Here is a 17,953-nt window from a genome sequence, read left to right on the forward strand (position 1 = left end):
GGTGTGGTGACGGGGCTCGGGTGGGTCGTGTGTGTAGGTGTCAGGCGAGGGTCCACAGGGCGGGAGTATCGGGGGGCTCCCAGCCGGTCTGTGAGGTGTGGGGCTGGATGCACCGGTAGGTCTGGCCACTGTGGGTGACGAGTGCGTCTGCCTCGTACTTGGTACTGGGTGCCCAGGGGTCGGCCGTGGCCACGTCCTCTGGGGCGGCGTGACGCCATCCCGTCGGGTAGTCGGCTGGGCCTGCGGTGTGCGGCGACAGCCATGCACCGGACGCATTGACCCACTCGACTCCCCTGACGGTGAGGTGCTCGCCTGGGCCGATGACGGCGGTGGTGTCCATGTCGGACACGTCTGGGACGGTGTCCGGGACGATGACGGCGGCGGCGTAGTCGGCTGCTGCCTGCTCGGCGGTGGCACGGGCCGTGGCCATGGTGGTGCGTCGCATGGCCTCCGCTGACATCAGCGGCCACGCCTGGGCCCACTGCTCGTCGGTCATGGCGCGTAGCCGGTCCTCGGTGATCATCTCATCTCACTCTTCCTATCGTGGTTGACGGGCCTGTGTGCTGGGGTCAGGCGATCCAGGTGGCGGTGCCGTAGCACCAGCCGGTGCCCCAGGTGAAGGAGCTGGTGGGCTGGACGCTGATCGACCTGCCTGCGCTCCTGTACACCAGGGGCATGGCGTAGGCGCCGGCGTGGAGGGTGCCCAGGCTGGTCCAGTCGACTGCCGGGGCGGGCACACCCGCTGGTATGTGAGCGACCGGGAACCCCTCACCCACCTTGGTGTCGAATGAGCTCCGGGGCCAGCGGATGGTCAGGGGTGCCAGGTGGAGGGCACCGACGCTGTGCACGGACCCGGACGACGGGTCGAACACCCACCAGCTCTCCGCGGTCAGGGGAGCGGACGAGCGGACGTCCCCGGCCTGCACCGCCTCCCACCTGGTACCGTCCCACGCCCGGAGCACCCCGGCGATACGGACGTAGACCGGCTTGTCTGCCGAGGCGCGTACGCCTGCCGCAGCGAGTGAGGACACGAAGGCGCTTGCCTGGGACAGTGACGAGCAGGTCTTGATGTCCCCGATGGACAGGGACAGGTCGAGCAGGGCCTGGCGTGAGGCCAGGTCGGTGGCGGCCGGGACGGTGTGCCCGCGGGCGTCGGTCAGAGGCATGGGGGTCTCCTAGAGCTTGGATGTGTAGGTGATGGTCAGGCTCATGGACGACCCCTGCCCTGAGACGGCGCCGTAGCCGGTGCCGGTCAGTGCCAGGCCCTGGCCGCCCATCAGCGAGGAGGCCAGGGATGTCACGTCCACGTCGATGGGGCTGGTGCCACTGACCGTGGCGGTGACTGCGGTGCCTGAGGCCTGCGGCCCGGTCTCGGACCAGGTGGCCGCCTGGATGCTGGCGGTCCAGGTACGGTCCACGGCCGGGGTGAGCCGGAGGATGACGCGGTCGAGCCGGCCCGCGCCCAGGGCCTCGACGTGACGCCCGTAGGAGGCCAGCGACCGCAGGGTCGTGCTCCCGCTGGTGCCCTGGTAGAGGTCCGTGGTAGATCCGCCCGAGGTGGCCTCCCAGATCCCCCACCCCGAGTGGCCGATGGCAGAGGCCGTGTAGGTTCCGGTCCACTGCGCCGGGATCGTGACCGTGCGGGTCGTGGCCACGGGAGCCCGGGCGGGAGGCGGGGTCGGTAGCGTGCCGGCCGGCGTCGGTGCAGGGCCCAGGACGTGCACAGGACGCCCGGTGGCCGCGTCCAGCAGCACGTAGCAGGTCCGCACCGACGTCCAGGGGGTCACGGTCGAGGGCAGGGTGATCGGAGCCGACCCCAGCAGGCTGACCGTCACTGCCCTCCCACCGTCCGAGACAGACACGACCTGGGCCACCGCCGTCAGAGACCGATCCGAGCCTGTGCGGGGAGCGTCATCCAGGGCCATCGTGTCCAGCAGCGGCAGCAGGCGAGTCACTGGTCCACCTCCACATCCGTGCGAGCCGTCTCGCTCCACCCCAGCGGCACCTCCACCGACGCCACCGTGCCCGTGCGGCGGATCAGCTCCGTTCCCGCAGTCGCCTGGGTGACCAGCTCGACCGTCTCGTCCAGGCTGATCGTGGGGTCAGGCACGTGCGTGACCGGCACCGTCACCTGACGACGCACCGACGTCGCCAGCATGCTCGCAGCGGTCTTTTCTGCCACCGACTGCGACGTGATCAGAGGCGAGCTGAAGAACTTCGTGACGACGCCATAGGGGCCGCTCACGGACAGGGGGCCGGTGGTCTGGTCCGCGACCGCCTGGAACGCCGGCGCACCGGAGTCGGTGATGTCCTGTCCTCTAGCGACAACACGGTTGTACACTCCGTCGCGCCTGGCGGCGGACGGGGCTCCGATGACGGTGCCCTCGGCCCCGTCGCTCATGACCCGCGCCTGGCCGCCCGCGGCCGGTGGCAGGACGTAGAGGATGCCGTCCTGCCCCTCACGCAGGCGGGCCGGCCAGGCGTCCGCGATCTCGTAGACGGCGTCGTTCCTCGACTCGCCCCACGACATCGACGGGCACCGCCGGTCAGCCAGGGCAGGGTCGATGATCACCCCCATATGGGTGCCCACCAGGCGGCGCAGCTCGGTCGCCAGGGTGCCTCCCACGCGAGGGGCGGTGGGAGTGGTCAGGCGGTCCTCCTCCAGCCTGTGCAGTAGCGAGCGGCCCGACACCTTGACCGTCTGGTCGTCCGCCTCCCACTCGGTCACCAGGAAGCGGCCAAGCGGGACGGCCCACGACTGTCCGGTGACGAGGGAGCCGACCGTGACGGACACGTGCAGCACCTGCCCGGCACAGGCCAGCGGGCTGGTCAGGTCCACAGGCCGCCAGTCCCGCGCGTCCGCGTCCTCACCTGCCGACGCCACCCTGGGCACCGTCAACGACAGAGACCCCTGCACCTGCTGGGAGGCGCTCCACGACACCGAGCCGGACCCCACCGGCACCTGCCCCAGCCACGTCGTCCCCAGCCAGGAGTCCACACGAGGGGCCCACGAGTGCGCCCCCGCCAGCACACCAGCCGGCACCTGCACAGGCGTGAGAGTCACCTGCCCACCTCCTGCCACACAGTCCGGTCAAACACGTCCCAGGTCATACGGCGGGCCTGGAGCGTGCCCCAGGTGAACCGCACCCGGTCAAAGTCCGCCCACGTACTGGTGGCCAGAGTCGTCTCAGGCTCAGGCACCGCCACCAGCGCCCCCTTGAGCGACCACGACCGCTCAGCCACGTCCACCCGCGACGAGCGAGCGTGAGACACGTCCGTGAGCACCATGACCGTCACCGGCTCCACGTCACACGCCCCCACCCGGCACTGAAAGCAGTGCAGCGGGTTGTGGTACAGCGCCACCACCGCCGGACGAGCCGCGAGCGCGGTCAGGGCGTGGGTGTGGGTGCCGGTGGTGCGTGCGGTGAGGGTGGTGGTTCCTGCTCCCATGGTGGGGGCGAAGACGGGCACTGGTGTGGGGCGTCCTGGGATGTCGTGTGTGGTGACGCGCATGTCCAGGGTGTGTGGGTCGTTGCCCTGCCAGATGAGGTCGATGTGGGTGGTGGAGGTGATGTCGGTCAGGAGGGTGTGGCCGGCCCAGGGGCGGGTGACGGTGGTGGACTCGGTCACGAGGCCGGTGGGTGTGGTCAGGCGGTAGCGGATGGGCTGGTTGACGGGGGCGATGGGGTCTGCGAGGACGACCTGTGTGCCCTCGGAGACCCGGTGTCCGCCGCGTACGTCCCAGGTCCACCCGGTGGGGGTGGTGCCGGTGACGGTGTAGGTCATTCCCCTGGGGACGGTGCCGGTGGGGACGGTTACCTGGATGAGTGGTGCCTGGCCGGACAGGGCCGTGGCGGTCAGTGGCATCAGCGTCTCCTCCCGGTGACGGAGCGGCGTGTGGCCAGCAGCCTGGTGGTGGTGGCCTCCAGGTGGGCGGCCAGGGAGGTGCCGTCGTCGAGGACGAGCTGGAGGCTGACGCCGTCGAGGCTGGCCAGGGGGTTGTCTGTGCCTCGGGTGGCCAGGGTGGAGATGTCGTCCCACTGGCGTGCGGTGAGGACCGCCTCGCGCTGGCCGGTGTGGTTGACGGCTGTGGTCAGGCCTGGGTGGAGCCATCCTCCGGCGTCGTACTTTCGTGAGCCTCGGTAGCGTCCGACGGTGGGCGAGCCCCAGATGGCGGTCTCTCGGCCTGACAGGCCCTCACGTGGCTCTTCCACCATCCGTCCCGGGCCGGAGTAGATGGCCACGTGGTGGGCGGGGCTGCCCCAGAAGAGCAGGTCGCCGGGCACAGCCTGGGACATGGACACCGGGGTGGAGCCGGACTGGTAGCCGGCGGCTGTCAGGCGTGGCCACCCTAGGCCGAGCTGCTGGGCCGCCCAGTAGACCAGGCCTGAGCAGTCCAGGCCTGGTGGGATGGAGGAGCCTCCCCACACGTAGGGCACACCGATGGCCCGACGGGCCGCCCCCACCAGTCCTGCTCCCCCGCCGATCCCGGACTCATCCACCTTGGTCTTGAAGATCGACTTGATGCCCTCGAAGAGCATCGGTGGGATGCCGGCGGCGATCTGCCCCCAGGCGGTGGAGGTCAGGGACGACAGGAGGGTCCTGGCGGGGCTGATGACCAGGTCGGTGATCGCGCCGAGCGGGTCGGAGACGATGTCCGCCACGGCGGACGCGGTGTCCTTGACCCACGACCAGGCTGCGGAGGCCGAGCCCCTGACACGGTCCCAGATGCCTCCCTCGGCGAAGGCGACCTGGCCGCGGCGGGCTCCGCCGTCACCGACCGTGGACAGGCCGCGACCGCGGGAGGCGTTGACCGCGTCCAGCCAGGTGCGGCCTCCCAGGGCGCGTAGGGCGTCGGGGCGGATGATCCCCTCACCACCGGACAGGCGCAGCGCTCCCCCGCCGTCAGGCGAGTAGAAGGTGTAGACGTCCTTGCCGGGGGTGTATCCCGGTGTCATGGTCCGGAACTGGCCGCCGGTGGCGTAGCCAGGGATCTTGGAGACCGACGGCATGCGGATGGACAGGCCGACCTTCTCCGCGATCGTGTCGAAGGTCTTCTTGATCCCGTCGGTGTAGACGGTACCGATGACGAAGTTGATCGGCTTGGCCGCTGCGGCCTTGATGCCGTCCCAGGCGGTGGCCACAGCCGTCTTCATGTTCTCGAAGCCGGTCTTGACGTTGTCGATCACGCCGGAGATCGCCGGCCACAGTGTGCCGGTGAACCAGTTCTTGACCACCTCGACCGCGGTCCTGACGGCGTTCCAGGCCGTGGCCACGGAGTCCTTCATCGCGGTGAACCCGGCAGACACCCAGTCGATGACAGCTGAGATGGCCGGCCACACCCAGGCCTGGAACCAGGCCACCACGACTCGGACCCCCGCCATGATCCCGTTCCAGACCGCCAAGACAACCGTCTTGAGGAGGTTGAAGTAGGCGACGTACAGGTCGATCACGAAGGAAATGACGGGCAGGACCCAGGTCTGGAACCAGCCCACCACCACTCGGACCCCCGCCATGATCCCGTTCCAAGCGGCCTTGACGGCCACCATGAGGCCCAGGAACGGGGCGGTGAGCATCGCCCCGACCAGCTCGATGACGGGCAGGACCCAGGTCTGGAACCAGCCCACAACCGTCTGGACAGCCGCCATGATGGCGTCCCACACGGCCGTGACGGTGTCCTTGACGGCGGTGAACCCGGTCTTGACGCCCTCCCACACCGTGGACAGGACAGGCACGAGGGTGGTGCGGAACCAGTCCACCACCGCCGCGACAGCGTCCTTGATGGCCTGCCAGGCCGCGGCCACGACCGCGCGCCCGGTGTCGGTCTGGGTGGCGAACCACACCACCCCCGCCACCACCGCGGTGATCGCGGTGACGATCAGGCCCAGGGGGTTGAGGTTCATCACCACGTTGAAGGCTGCCTGCGCGGCCTTGGCGATGTTGGTGGCCTTGGTGAACAGGGACAGACCCTTGACCCACCTGAGCAGGCCACCTGCCGCCATGACGGCGTTGTGGGCCCTGTGAGCTGCCACCAGAGCCGTCAGCCCACCAGCGGCCACTCCTAGGGCCACACCCAGCGGCGCCAGCACGTCACGGTTGCGCGAGGCCCAGGAGAACAGGTCTTCCAGGCCCTGGACGACCTGCGCGACGATGCCGGGCACACGTGAGACCACGCCGCCAGCGACCGACGCCAGCTCAGAGACCATCGGTCCGACTGACTCCCACGCGCTCTGCAGCGCGGGGACAAGGGTGTCCTGGACCCAGGCGAATGCCGCCCCGGCGGCGTCGGACATCGCCGACAGGCCACTGGTCAGGGCCGGCTTGACGTCCTCGATGATGTCCTTGACCCCGGAGACCAGGGTCGCCTGGAAGTTTCCCCAGGCTCCCTCCATGGTCGACGTCGACGTCGCAGCCTCACGGGCCACGTCCGTCATGCCCAGGGCCAGGATCGCCTGGTTGAACTCCTCGGCGGTGATCTGCCCCTCGGCCATGGCGTCACGGAAGTTGCCCGTGTACGCCCCGGCCTCAGCCAGGGCCTGCTGGATCTTCCCGCTGGCACCCGGGATCGCGTCGGACAGCTGGTTGAAGTTCTCCGTGGTCAGCTTCCCCTGACCAGCGGTCTGGGTCAGCACCATCCCCACGGACTTGAAGGTGTCGGCGTTGCCACCCGCTACCGCGTTCAGGTTCCCGGCAGCCTCAGCCAGCCGGTCATAGCCGTCCACGCCGTTAGAGGCCAGCTGGGAGGTGATCGACTGGATGTCAGACAGCTCGTAGACGGTCTCGTCGGCGTACTTCTTCGTCGAGGCAGCAAGCGCCTCGATCGTGGAGGTGTCGACGTCCGCGAACCGCAGCGTCGACTTGAACTTGTCGGTCGCGTCCGAGGCGTCCATCGCCTCCGACGCCAGGCCGCCGATACCGATCGCCGCGCCCAGGGCCGCCAGAGGTCCCATCGCCTGACGCACCAGTCCCCGGAAGGAGCCCAGTGCCGTGCCAGAGCGACGCACCGCCCCGTCCGCCGAGTCAGCGGCACGGTCCATCTTCTCGATGCCCTCGGCCGCCTCACGGGCAGCACGCCCAGCCTGACGAGCCTCAGCCCCCTGCCTACCCTCTGAGGCCGCGAGCGCGTCGTTGGCGGCGTCGGCTGCGCGGGTCTTGAGCTCGACCTCTCCCAGGGCCTTGGAGTGGGCTGCGGCGGCGGTGTCGGCTGCCTTGAAGGCGGCCTGGGCGTCCTTGGTGGCGGAGGCCAGGGCCGTCTCGGCTCGGGCGACGTCGTCGGCGTTGCCCGAGGCGCGTGCGGTGGCCAGGGCCTTCTCGGCTGCCTGGACCTTGCTGGCTGCCTCGGCCTCCTTGGTGCGTGCGTCGGTGAGGGTCTGGGTGGACCTGGCGGCGGTCTCCTGGGCGGAGGCCAGTGCCTGGCCGGCTGTGGCGGCCTCGGTGCGCAGACGCTCGGTGGACTTGCCCAGGGGGTCGGTCAGGGCGTTGGCGACGTCCTTGCCGGCGGTGGTGGCGGACTTGGTGAAGGAGTCGGAGCAGGCCTTGCCGGCCTCTCCTCCTGCCCTGGTGGCGGCGGTGCGGGTCTCGTTGGAGACGGTCTTGTAGAAGCCTTTGAGGGAGGGGACGACGTCGACGAAGACGGTGCCGGCCTGGAACGCGCCTGCCACGGGGCACCACCAGCCTTTCGTGTGTGCGGGTGGTGCCCCGTAGCGGGGCGGGGTTATCGGTCCAGTGCCCAGGGTGTCATGACGGCGATGACGTCCCAGGCCTTTTCCATGGCCAGGTCCTCGCGTGCCTTGTCGACTGCTGTGACTGGCTCGGGCCAGGTCTGCCTGCCGCCCAGGGCGTGGACCAGGAGGTTGTAGATCGCGTGCAGGGCAATGGCCTCGGGGGTCTGGTCACGCAGGGTAGCGGGTGTGTCGTCCTGGTCGGTGCGGTCGACGGCCTGGGCGATGTCGCGGGCCCGCTCGGTGTCGTTGAGCATGGCTGAGACCATGCGGGAGGTGGGGCCGAGCCCGTCGACCAGGTCTGCCAGGAACCTCCACCGGCGCTGGACGAACAGGGCGGGCACGTCCCATCCCTGCTCGCCCAGGTCGGCGGTGATCTCGGACTGGTACCGGGTCAGTCGGTCGAGGAGGGCTCGCCTTTTCCCAGGCTCCCCATGCCTGCCTCGTAGTGCCGGTTGGCCTGCCGCAGCAGCAGCACCGCCTGGCGTCCGGTCAGGCGCTGGTCGACCAGGAGCTGGTAGTCCTCATCTGACAGCCAGCGCCTGAAGACCTCCATGGGCCACGACAGGGACTGCATGTCGGTCAGGAAGCGCTCGGTCTCCTCGGCGGGCAGGTCCATGGGGTCGGGGAAGGTGACGACCTTGGAGCCGATACCGAAGGTGAAGGGTCCGGGGGCCGCTGCGCCGTCCAGGTCGTTGAGAGCGGCGAGGGTCAGGTCGGGGGTGGTGGGGCTGGTGGTCATGGTGGTCTCCCTCAGCGTGGTCAGTTCTCGGTCTTGGCGGTCTTGGCCAGCTTGCGCTCAGGCTTAGCCGAAGCGGGGGCTGTCTCTGGAGCAGCCGCCTGGGTGTCCTGCGGCTCCTGAGTGGTCTCCTCCCAGCCGGTAGCCAGCAGGGTGCGTGCCTCACCGGGCTGGTCGGTGGTGCGCGTCAGGACGGTCTTGTGGCCGTCGGTGGTGGTGACGGTCTTGGTGAACTCACGCATCATGGGTCCCTCTCTGTGTGTGTCGTGGTGGAGCGGTCCCCCGGGGGTGTGGTGGGTGCCGCGTCCCCGGCCGGGAGACCGTGCAGCCGGGGACGCGACGTCAGGGCGGTCAGGCCGTCTTGGTGAAGCCGATCGCGTCCAGGTGGGTCAGTGCGCCGGTGCCGCCGATGTAGTGACGGCAGGGCGTGCCCAGGGCGGTGTCGGTGAAGACGTCGAGCTCCAGGTCGAACTTCACCGGGTCGGAGGAGGACCACACCTCCTCGGGCACGGAGGCGAGCTTGACGCGCGGGAAGCCGCGTCCCAGCAGCCACTCGTTGTCCGCCGGCCCGTCGGCCATGATGGCTATCAGCCGGAACTCGCTGAACTGGGGCATGGGAGCCTCGTCGAAGACGATCTCCCCGGAGGCAGCAGCCTTGGTCTTGGACAGGTCCACGCCGTAGACGAGCTCCTGGACGTTCTTGCGCAGGGGCTCCAGCACGCCGAACTTGATGGTCTTGGGGGCCTTGACCACGTCGGTGCGCACCGGCTCGACGTAGCCCAGTGCCTCGACCTCCTCCTTGGACACGTCCGCGGAGAAGGTCACCCCGTCGGTGGTCATCATGCCCACCGGCAGGTACTCGGGCGGTATCTCACTGAGCTGCCCGTTGGTGTCGGTGATCTTGTCCGGCAGCCCTGCGCTGGCGGGGGCCATGAAGATGATGACGTTCAGGCCCTTGCGGACGTTGGTCCCGTGGTTGTGCTTGGCCTTGAGCGCCTCGATCGTCGTTGCAGCCATGATGGGTTTTCCTCTCGGTCAGTAGATGGGTCGGTGTGTGACATCGAGGACCATGGAGGCCACCTCGATGAGGCCTGCGTAGGGGCGGGTGACCGGCTCGGCGGACACGGCCACCTCGTCGATCAGCCCCACAGGGGTGGGCAGGTTCGTGCCCACCAGGGCGTCACGGACGCGTGACGCCACGAGCAGGGCCGACGACGAGCCCGGCCCGGTGGCGGCGGTGTGGTAGACGTCCACCCCCACCTGGTCCAGGCGGTCGACCTCGTCAGCCGTCCCGGACAGGTGGTGGACGTGCACCACGGGCACCGGGCCGCTGGTGAACTCCACGTCCAGGACGCGGGTGGTCTCCATGCCCGTGGTGCCGGTGACCGCCGCCCGCACCAGGGAGACAGGGTCAGCGAACGTCATCGCCTCCTCCTTCTGCGCACCGTGCGGCCAGACGCCTTAGCGCGCTTGCTGCCAGCCAGACGCCCCAGCGTGTGAGCACCCGCCACCGGGGCACCGCCCGGGCCGGCGTGCCCGAACTCCACCGCGGCCGCGTGCGGGGAGTCGTTGAGCACCCGCCCAGCGGCTCTCTCACTGACCCCGCCACGACGCGTGCGCACACGGGCTGTCGCAGACTCCGTGCGGTAGGAGCCCGCCAGGGCCCCGGACCGGCTAGGGGCCGTCCGGGAGGCCTCCTGGGCGACCTCCTGAGCCGCAGCCAGCATCGCCGCCCTCATCCCGGAAGAGACCAGCAGGGCCTGGGCCCCACGCCTGTCGATCTCGAACCTCGCGGGCACGGCTCACCTCCTGGTCAGCGTGGCCACCACACCCATCGGCCACACCGCCGGCGTCGCCTCCACCTGCCAGACACCCGCGAGCGCGTGAGTGGGTGGGACGGTGACGGTGTCGAGGTGTCCGATGGGGGCGGTAGGTGGGGCGTAGAGGGTGGCGGTGTCGGACGGTGACTGGGAGGTAGCCGGGTCGGTCAGACGGGGCGTGGTGGCGGTGGCTGGTGCGACCAGGCAGCCGCTTACCTCCTTGGGCTCGTCCTCTGGGGTGAGGTAGCCGTCAGCGTCCCGGCGGACAGGACCGGTGACGGTGACGGTGGTCCTCCACTCCTCTGGCATGAGGCTGACAGGGCTGAGGGGGCTCACGGGTACCTCTCAGACGCCAGGGGGACGCTGACCGCGCCGGTGCGCCAGGGGCGCAGCATGATCTGGTCCTGGCGGGTGAGCCACACTCCCCCGCCCTGGGAGTCTGTGGAGTATCCCTGGGCGAGGGAGAAGGGGCCGGTGGTGGCTGTGAGGGTCGACATGCCGGCCGGGACGTCGCCAGCACGTGAGAGGGCGCGGGCGATCATCTGGGCGACGACGTAGCTGACGGCGTCAGACGCCTCGTCCGGCGGGTCCTGGCCCAGGTGCCCGCGTATGAGTGCGTGGGCACCTGCGGCCAGGTGGTCGGCCTGCTCGATCTCGTCGTCAGTCAGACGGCGTCGTAGCGCGGCCGCGACCGCGTCGTGCAGCGGGCTTTGGGCTGTCTGCCCCATCACCAGTCTCCTTCGTCTCCTCATGCTCCTCAGGGGTATCAGGAGCCGGCTCCTGCGGGACGTCCTGGGCCTGCCACTGGTCACAGCTGACCAAGGTGTCGTGGAGGGGGTGCGTCTGGGGGTAGGTCAGGGTCGCGCCGGTGATCTTGTGGGTGAAGGTTGTCACGGCTGTCTCCTCAGGCAGACGGGGTGACGGCGCCGACGGGGTACCTGGTGACGGCCTCGGCGTTCTTCTGGGCGACGATGTTCTTCAGGACGTAGGCGTAGCGGGCCTTGAAACGCAGGGCGACCATGTCCTTCTCGGCCAGGTTGACGCCGCCGACGGTGGCCTGGTCGAGGAACTTGACGGTGATGTCCTGGCGGACGCCGATGCGCACCGCGGTGGAGTCTGCGACCAGGGCGACGGCCTTGGAGGCGTCGAACACGGGCTTGTCGCCCTTGACGGTGCCTCGTGACCAGCGGGCGTTGAGGCCTGCGACCTGGTCCATGGCCCCGGGGGTGGCGGACAGGGAGGGCAGGTAGATCGGGGACCCGTCGGTGGCGCGCAGGTTGGCCAGCTGCATGCGCAGGGAGCGGCGGGCGATGAGCGTGTCCGGCTCGAACTCGCCGTCACCGATGACCATGCCGGCGTTCTGGAGGATGGCGCCCACCAGGTCGGACTTCAGGTCGGTGGTGGACACCTGGGTGAGGTTGCCGCCGGTGGTGGCGGCGGTGAACAGGTCGGGGTCGGTCCAGGTGGCCGGCTTGCCGACGCCGAAGAAGACAGCGGCGTCCAGGGCGTAGCCCATGGCCTGGCCTCCGAGCCTGGTGATCTCGCCCAGCACGTCCTCGGTGGCGTCGTCGATGACGTTCTCGTGGACCGGGATGATGACCGCGACCTCCTCGGCCACCAGGACCTTGTTCTGCCAGGTCGCCTTGGAGGTGGGCTTGGTGCCGGTGTCCTCCTGGGAGGACTCGGTGACCCAGTCAGCGTGCGGGATGGTCGCCAGGACAGGCAGACGCTCGGTCTTGGTGCCCATGGACACGGTCGGGAACGCCTGGAGAGCGACCGAGGAGTCCACGGCAGCGCCAAGGAAGTCGGTGGAGTAGGCGTCCTGGATGAGGCCTGCGACCTCGGAGCGGGTGATATCGGGGGTAGCCATGACAGGTTCCTTTCAGCGAGATTGGTCTTGGCACAGTGCGGATAGGTGGGTGGGGCTACTCGTGTCCGCGCATGGCGCGCAGGGCCGCAGCAGCGGCAGCCTTGGGAGACAGGGACTCCTTGGCTGAGGCGGCTCCCGACCTCAGCGAGGTGTCGTGAAGCGGAGGACGCTTGGGCCTGGGCGCGGTCTGGTCACGCCACTGCCGCAGCAGGCTCGCGGAGGCCTCCAGCTCCTCACGGGTCGTGCCCGTCAGCGCCTCGACAGGCACCCCCGTCTCAGCGGCCACCTGGGAGGCCGCGAGCGCACGCTGGGAGTCGGCCAGGTCCTTCTCCAGCTGTGCTGCCCGGTCGACGGCCTGCTGGTAGTCCTCGGGCAGGTGGGCGGCGACGTAGGCGTCGGCTGCCTCCTGGGTGGTGATGGGCTCGAACTCGGCGGGAGTGTCTGCGTCGGTGGGCATGTGGGCTCCTTCGGTCTAGGTGTTGCCTGGCCCTGGCGTGCCCGCAGGATCAGGCTGTATCATTGGGTTGACGGGGTTCCCCCCCGCGTTAGCCTTGAAATAACAGGCCGCGCCTCATAGTCACCGTGTGTGGCAAAGTGGACAGTAATGCGCGGGCATTGGGGCCCCGTCATTTCGTGCGTGACCGGAGGTTGATCTCCTCGAACCTCGCGCCGTCGTCGTGCATCGCATAGAGCGCAAGGATGTCGGCAAGTCTGAGGTCTCGCAGGGGGTGGGGCCTGGTGCTAGAATGGTCTGGAAGCGGGGGTTTCCCCCTGGGCCCGCCTTGAAATAACAGGCCGACGGCGTGTCTGCTGTCATGAACGCCCGGAAGTGGACCCCGCTTCCCCTCTGCTTCTAGCCGGCTAGGGCTATCTCGTCGAACTCTGTTCCGTCACGTGACATGACGATGAGCCGTCGAATCTGGTTCTTTTCTCTGGTGATGTTGTAGCGCGACAACTGGCGTGCCAAGGTTTCGTGCATCTTGTGCGGCCCTAGGTCGATCACGAACACGTCCTTGCTGACACCTTGAGCCGCTGCACTCTCGACCGCACTCTTGATTCGCCCGGAGATCGATGAGTATTTGGTTCCCGTGCTCTTCAGCTCGCAGACCTGTTCCCCTTGAGTGATCCAGACGTAGTCATTCCGGGGGCGTGCCTGACGACCGGGCTCTCCGCGATCGCGACGAATCCATCGGGCACGTTCTCCGCGCGCCTCAAAGCGTTCTAGGAAGTCAATCTCGTGAGACTCAAGCACTTCCAGCGGCAGACCGTCATGAGGTTCAAGGTCACGCAGGTCAGACCTCAATCGTTGCTGCCTGGCATAGCGTTCTTCAACAGACTCATTCGGGCCTCGCTGTCGACGCTCTTGCGCACGGAGGCGGCCTATTACGGCATCCTCCGGTGACGGTGATCCGGGTATCCTCGTCAGGAGAGTCCTGTCCGTACTGATCGGCTGACCGTCGTCGTCCAGGGTGTCCAGGTAGTCCTTGAGCTGCTGTCGCTCCTGCTCAGTGATCCTGGCCTTGGAGGCGATGTACTGGTGGACGTTGACCGGCTCGCCGCCCCATGCTGGCACCGCCTGGCACCGGCAGATGTCGTGAGCAGCGAAGCGCACGGACCTGGCGTCGTAGACCTCTCCTCTCCCGGCGAGCATCTTGCAGAACTTGCAGGCACCCGGGCTGGTGATGCGCTTCCATCCCTTGGCTGAGGGGTCCGCGGCCGCTGAGCGGATGACGGTCTGTCGGTCGGCGTCCAGCACCCGCTTCTCCATGGCCGCCTTGACGGCCCTGAGCGCCTGTGCCGACGCCGCCTCCGGTGAGACCCCCTTGGCGATACGGGCCTTGATGCCGGCTGGTCCGAGCGCGTCCAGCGCCTGCTCTGCGTCGCGGATGACCTTGGCGGCCTGCAGGCCGGGCTTGAGGACCTTCATGCCCTGGCCGGTGAAGACCTTCGCCCAGTCCTGGCAGAACTCGGCGGCGATGTCCGCTGCCTGCCCCTGGTGGCTGGTCAGGGTCTCGACGGCGTGCTGCAGCCAGGCCTTGCGGGTGGCGTCAAGATTGTCCAGGTCCAGCAGCTGCCAGTGGACGTCCATCTGACGGTTGAGCTCAGCCAGGAGCTCGTCCAGAGCATCCTTGTGCCCCTTGAGGACCAGGTCCTGCGTCAGCCGCCTGGGTCTGCGGTACATCAGCCCTCCGCATCGGAGTCATCCGCCCCTGCCAGCACGTCAGGAGCCGCGAGCGCGGTCAGGGCCTGTGGTAGTGGGTCGATGTCGAGGCGGTCGCGGACGGCCTTGACCTGCTGCTGGGTCATGGAGGGGACCATGGGCATGAGCAGGTCGATGGGGACGCCGGAGGCTGCGAGCTTGGTGACGCCGTCGACGACGGTGGCGAAGGACCTGGCCTCGGTGTCGCGCCAGATGACCTCGGCGCCGTGGGGGACGGCGTCGGTTCCTGCCTCGGTCTCGACGGCCAGGTGGAGGGCGAGTTCCCAGGACTCTCCGAAGGCGCGTCGTTTGGCCTCGATCTTGCGCTGCTGGGAGGCCTCGGCGGCCCACAGGGCCTCTGCGGAGAGGTTGGCCATCTCGCCGGCGATCTGGGTGGGTGAGATCTGGGCGATCTGGGCGATGTGCTGGACGATCTCGCGCAGGACGGTGTTGTAGGGCTCCAGGGAGGCCGCTGGGAGGGCGCTGGCCTTGACGTCGGTGTCGTCGAAGGCCCATACGCGTGCGGAGGAGGCCTTGAGGACCTCGGCGGCTCCTGCGCTCCAGCCGGAGATGACCTTCTGGGGGAAGGCACCGAAGCGGGAGACGATGTGGCGGTCGAAGTTGACCTCGTTGAGAGCCCGCTGGGAGGAGATGAGGGGCTCGACCTCTCCGAGGGGGCCGGAGTCGGTGTCTCCGCCGTTGACGAAGCGGACCACCGGGCACACCGGGGTGCCGTCGTAGACCGCGCGGTGCGCGAACGCTGCCTCGTAGTCGACGGTGGCGGCTGCGGCGACGCGGGACAGGGAGGCTGTCCGGGTGGTGGCGAGGTCGTGGGCGGGGCCGAGGTCGAGCGGGTAGACGTTCTCCTCGTCCATCAGTGCGCCGCGCAGGCGCTTGACGCGTCCGACGGTCTGGGTCCACACCTCCATGGCCACCACCGGGAAGGGGCTGACGTCGTCGTGCTCGTACAGGGCGACCAGCTGGCGCGGGGACCGGGGCATCCACTCGACAGGGCCGTCCTCCTCCAGGGGACGCTGTACGAGGTAGGAAAGGCCGTAGGTCAGGGCGGGGCGGTGGACCTCGTTCTGCCGGGCGTCCATGCGGGCCCTCTGCCACAGGTCCCAGCCGGTGGCGTCAGCAGCCTCGTCTGCGCTGCGGTAGCCCACCACCCCGAGGTTCTGGGCGAAGGTGTCGACCACCATGGAGATGACGTTGCGCTTGGAGACCTCCGCCAGGTGCTTGACGTCCTCCTCCGAGCCCTTGGGGACCTGGGGCGTGCCCGCCTGGCCGGTCAGCCAGCGGCGCAGGGCCTCGAACTGGTGCAGCTCCTCGCGGCGGACGGTCAGCATCTGGGTGATCTGCTCTCGGATCTGGGCGTCGTCCAGCACCTGCGCTCACCTGCCTCACACGAAGGTCGCGCCGCCTGAGCGGCGCTTGGAGATCCGGTCGGACATGGCCCCGTGCAGGGCCAGGGTGCACGCCACCAGGGGCGTGATGTCAGCGGCGGCGTTCTTGCGGTGCCAGGCCCACGCGTCCCCCAGGGACCGCTTGCGAGCGACCGCGAGCGCTGAGTTGAGCACCGGGGTGTCCAGGTGGCGCAGCCTGTCCTCCATGACGGCGTCGTAGAAGGCGCCGCACGAGGCTGCCATCTGGGCGGCGTCGGTGGTGGTGACCTTGACGCCCTTCTGCTGGAGCGGCTCGATGAGCGAGGCTGCTGGTCCGCGTCTGTCGATGACGACCGTGCGGATGCGTTGGCGGCCCCAGATTCCGGCGACGCGCTGGAGGATCCAGCCGACGTTGTTGCGGTTGTCGATGACCTCGACGTGCCAGCGCCCGTCCGCGCGCTGTCCTGCCACGGCCACGGACCCGGAGGTGCGGTCTGGCTGGACGTCGACCGCCAGGGCGAGGCGGTCACTGACCTGGGAGGCCATGTCGGCGCAGCGCAGCCAGGTGGCCTGGTCGATCACGGCGCTGGTGGACACCTCGTCCCACATGCCTAGCCGCTCACGGGCGAAGCCTTCCTCGCTGATGTCCTCTCGCTCGGCGGACACGGTCTTGGCTGACAGGCGGATCTGGTAGGCCGGGTTGGCCTGGGCGATCGTCGCCTCGTCGTCCAGGTCAGCGTCTGGGGCAGCGGACCACTCGTGCCAGCAGGTGCTCGCCGTCGTACCTGACAGGGCGCCTGAGCGGAAGCGGGTGAAGACCTCGCCGTCGTTCTTCGGGCTGGGCGGGGTGCCGGTGTAGATGATCTGCGGGTTGGCCTGAGGACCTGCGGCGTTGGTCGACCGCAGCGCCTCCAGCGCCTCGTCGGTCAGGTCCTGCGCCTCGTCCAGGACGATGACGTCGACGGTGAAGCCACGCGCCGAGTTCTTCGAGCGGGCCACGAACTCGATCTGCCCGCCGCCGGTCAGGACGATGGCCTCCTGCCCGTTGGTCCGCCGGATCTCCTTGACCATGGCAGCCAGGTCCGGGTACTTACGCGGGTTGTCGAAGTAGCCCAGGAGCCGCAGGAACGCCTTGCGGGCAGTCTTGACCTCGTGGGCGGTGTGCAGGAACGCCTCGTGCAGCATGACCATCCCGTAGACCTCACGAGCCTCCAGGATCGCGTTCTTGCCGTTCTGGCGGGGCACGGACAGGCCTGCGCGCGAGTGCGCCCACAGCCCGTCCGTCCCGGTCGCCAGCCAGTCGTCCAGGACCAGGGCCTGCCAGTCGTCCAGAACCAGCCCGTACGCCTGCAGGAGGTCGTCGGCGTCCGGCCCCTCGTCACGACTGGCGGAATCGTCTGCCACCCGTAGACGAGGCTCCTGGGCTCCGAGCGCGGTCACGACGGCGGGCTGCGAGCTCATCGACCTTACTCACCGCCCCACCTGGCTTGGACTGGCCCGAGGCCTCCAACGCCTCGATCTCACGGCACACCGCCGCCAGCTGGCGTGACAGCGTGGCCACGCCGGACGGGTTCGTGCCCGGCGGCAGCAGGTCAAGCTCCTCAGCCAGCCGACGACGCTGGGCCCTGAGCATCCTCAGGCGGCTGCCGGACCTCACCGCCGAGGCGAACGCCCTAGAACCGACCCCCATCACCTACCCCCGATCCAGGAGCACCACTGAGGGCCCACGAGCGCCACTGCGTCGAGCAAACGTTGATATACCGCCGAAAAACAGGGACGGCAGGAAATCGTCCGGGGGGATGAGAATTAGAAGGCCGGGGGGATACCGGAGGCATTGCCGGGCCTGCCCCCAGGGGCCTGGCAGGGGTCACCCCCCACCCCTCACAGTCACCAGACCCGCGAGGTCCGCTGCGTCACCAGGCGGTCACGGGCACCGATCCCACGGCGCGCGTTGCACGAGCGGTGAGCAGGGCGGAGGTTGTCCACCGCGTCACTACCACCCAGCGCGTGCGGCACCACGTGGTCGGCTGTGTCCGCACCCGGCCTGCCACAGATCCAGCACACGTCCGACACCGACAGGACAGCCTCCCGGTTGCGACGGTAACGGCGGCTCCCGGTACGAGACACGCTCACCACCACCCGCGTACGAGACAGCCCCGGAGCACTGTCCGGGGCCGGTTGGGTACAGGTGTACCGCTGGCACGAGTGTGACAATTCG

General features: G+C 69.0%; 22 protein-coding genes. All 22 read right to left on the bottom strand.

Going from position 1 to position 17,953, the window contains the following annotated elements:
- Positions 1–40: 40 nt before the first annotated feature.
- On the bottom strand, positions 41–523 hold the full coding sequence (locus tag HRL51_RS11605) for a carbohydrate-binding protein (RefSeq protein WP_218957616.1): 483 nt from the start codon (positions 521–523) through the stop codon (positions 41–43).
- A gap of 46 nt (positions 524–569) precedes the next feature.
- Positions 570–1,166: a hypothetical protein gene (locus HRL51_RS06760; RefSeq protein ID WP_172193443.1), complete on the bottom strand. Its 597-nt coding sequence runs from the start codon at positions 1,164–1,166 to the stop codon at positions 570–572.
- A gap of 9 nt (positions 1,167–1,175) precedes the next feature.
- On the bottom strand, positions 1,176–1,955 hold the full coding sequence (locus tag HRL51_RS06765) for a hypothetical protein (protein WP_172121320.1): 780 nt from the start codon (positions 1,953–1,955) through the stop codon (positions 1,176–1,178).
- Positions 1,952–3,064: a hypothetical protein gene (locus HRL51_RS06770; RefSeq protein ID WP_172193442.1), complete on the bottom strand. Its 1,113-nt coding sequence runs from the start codon at positions 3,062–3,064 to the stop codon at positions 1,952–1,954. The genes HRL51_RS06765 and HRL51_RS06770 overlap by 4 nt, the downstream gene beginning before the upstream one ends.
- The gene (locus HRL51_RS06775; protein WP_172121318.1) at positions 3,061–3,867 is read right to left on the bottom strand and encodes a hypothetical protein; all 807 of its coding nucleotides are present in this window, start codon (positions 3,865–3,867) and stop codon (positions 3,061–3,063) included. Before HRL51_RS06775 ends, HRL51_RS06770 begins: the two co-directional genes overlap by 4 nt.
- Entirely contained in the window at positions 3,867–7,661 is a 3,795-nt protein-coding gene (locus HRL51_RS06780) for a tape measure protein (protein WP_172121317.1), read from the bottom strand. The genes HRL51_RS06775 and HRL51_RS06780 overlap by 1 nt, the downstream gene beginning before the upstream one ends.
- Positions 7,662–7,714: 53 nt before the next feature.
- A complete protein-coding gene (locus HRL51_RS06785; protein WP_172121316.1) occupies positions 7,715–8,065 on the bottom strand; it encodes a hypothetical protein in 351 nt (116 codons plus the stop codon).
- A gap of 50 nt (positions 8,066–8,115) precedes the next feature.
- Positions 8,116–8,463 (bottom strand): hypothetical protein, encoded by a 348-nt coding sequence (locus tag HRL51_RS06790; protein WP_172121315.1) that lies wholly within the window; start codon positions 8,461–8,463, stop codon positions 8,116–8,118.
- Positions 8,464–8,483: 20 nt separating this feature from the next.
- The gene (locus HRL51_RS06795; protein WP_172121314.1) at positions 8,484–8,705 is read right to left on the bottom strand and encodes a hypothetical protein; all 222 of its coding nucleotides are present in this window, start codon (positions 8,703–8,705) and stop codon (positions 8,484–8,486) included.
- A 106-nt stretch (positions 8,706–8,811) separates the two neighbouring features.
- The gene (locus HRL51_RS06800; protein ID WP_172121313.1) at positions 8,812–9,477 is read right to left on the bottom strand and encodes a hypothetical protein; all 666 of its coding nucleotides are present in this window, start codon (positions 9,475–9,477) and stop codon (positions 8,812–8,814) included.
- An 18-nt stretch (positions 9,478–9,495) separates the two neighbouring features.
- Complete coding sequence (locus HRL51_RS06805) at positions 9,496–9,885, bottom strand: hypothetical protein (protein ID WP_172121312.1); 390 nt, start codon at positions 9,883–9,885, stop codon at positions 9,496–9,498.
- Positions 9,882–10,259, bottom strand: coding sequence for an HK97 gp10 family phage protein (locus HRL51_RS06810; RefSeq protein WP_172121311.1), 378 nt, complete (start codon positions 10,257–10,259; stop codon positions 9,882–9,884). The genes HRL51_RS06805 and HRL51_RS06810 overlap by 4 nt, the downstream gene beginning before the upstream one ends.
- 3 nt (positions 10,260–10,262) lie before the next feature.
- A complete protein-coding gene (locus HRL51_RS06815) occupies positions 10,263–10,616 on the bottom strand; it encodes a hypothetical protein (protein ID WP_172121310.1) in 354 nt (117 codons plus the stop codon).
- Positions 10,613–11,008 (bottom strand): hypothetical protein, encoded by a 396-nt coding sequence (locus tag HRL51_RS06820; RefSeq protein WP_172121309.1) that lies wholly within the window; start codon positions 11,006–11,008, stop codon positions 10,613–10,615. Before HRL51_RS06820 ends, HRL51_RS06815 begins: the two co-directional genes overlap by 4 nt.
- Entirely contained in the window at positions 10,941–11,174 is a 234-nt protein-coding gene (locus tag HRL51_RS06825) for a hypothetical protein (protein WP_172121308.1), read from the bottom strand. The genes HRL51_RS06820 and HRL51_RS06825 overlap by 68 nt, the downstream gene beginning before the upstream one ends.
- A 10-nt stretch (positions 11,175–11,184) precedes the next feature.
- Positions 11,185–12,150 (bottom strand): phage major capsid protein, encoded by a 966-nt coding sequence (locus HRL51_RS06830; RefSeq protein WP_172121307.1) that lies wholly within the window; start codon positions 12,148–12,150, stop codon positions 11,185–11,187.
- 55 nt (positions 12,151–12,205) lie between these two features.
- Positions 12,206–12,607, bottom strand: coding sequence for a hypothetical protein (locus HRL51_RS06835; RefSeq protein ID WP_172121306.1), 402 nt, complete (start codon positions 12,605–12,607; stop codon positions 12,206–12,208).
- Between the two features lie 396 nt (positions 12,608–13,003).
- Complete coding sequence (locus HRL51_RS06840) at positions 13,004–14,332, bottom strand: VG15 protein (protein ID WP_172121305.1); 1,329 nt, start codon at positions 14,330–14,332, stop codon at positions 13,004–13,006.
- The gene (locus HRL51_RS06845) at positions 14,332–15,738 is read right to left on the bottom strand and encodes a phage portal protein (protein ID WP_172121304.1); all 1,407 of its coding nucleotides are present in this window, start codon (positions 15,736–15,738) and stop codon (positions 14,332–14,334) included. The genes HRL51_RS06840 and HRL51_RS06845 overlap by 1 nt, the downstream gene beginning before the upstream one ends.
- 15 nt (positions 15,739–15,753) lie before the next feature.
- Positions 15,754–17,139, bottom strand: coding sequence for an ATP-binding protein (locus HRL51_RS06850; protein WP_172121303.1), 1,386 nt, complete (start codon positions 17,137–17,139; stop codon positions 15,754–15,756).
- Positions 17,114–17,368 (bottom strand): hypothetical protein, encoded by a 255-nt coding sequence (locus tag HRL51_RS06855; protein ID WP_172121302.1) that lies wholly within the window; start codon positions 17,366–17,368, stop codon positions 17,114–17,116. The genes HRL51_RS06850 and HRL51_RS06855 overlap by 26 nt, the downstream gene beginning before the upstream one ends.
- Positions 17,369–17,622: 254 nt before the next feature.
- A complete protein-coding gene (locus HRL51_RS06860; RefSeq protein WP_244960122.1) occupies positions 17,623–17,868 on the bottom strand; it encodes an HNH endonuclease in 246 nt (81 codons plus the stop codon).
- Between the last annotated feature and the right edge of the window lie 85 nt (positions 17,869–17,953).

Origin of the sequence: Actinomyces faecalis (assembly GCF_013184985.2) — a bacterium.
Taxonomy (GTDB): domain Bacteria; phylum Actinomycetota; class Actinomycetes; order Actinomycetales; family Actinomycetaceae; genus Actinomyces; species Actinomyces faecalis.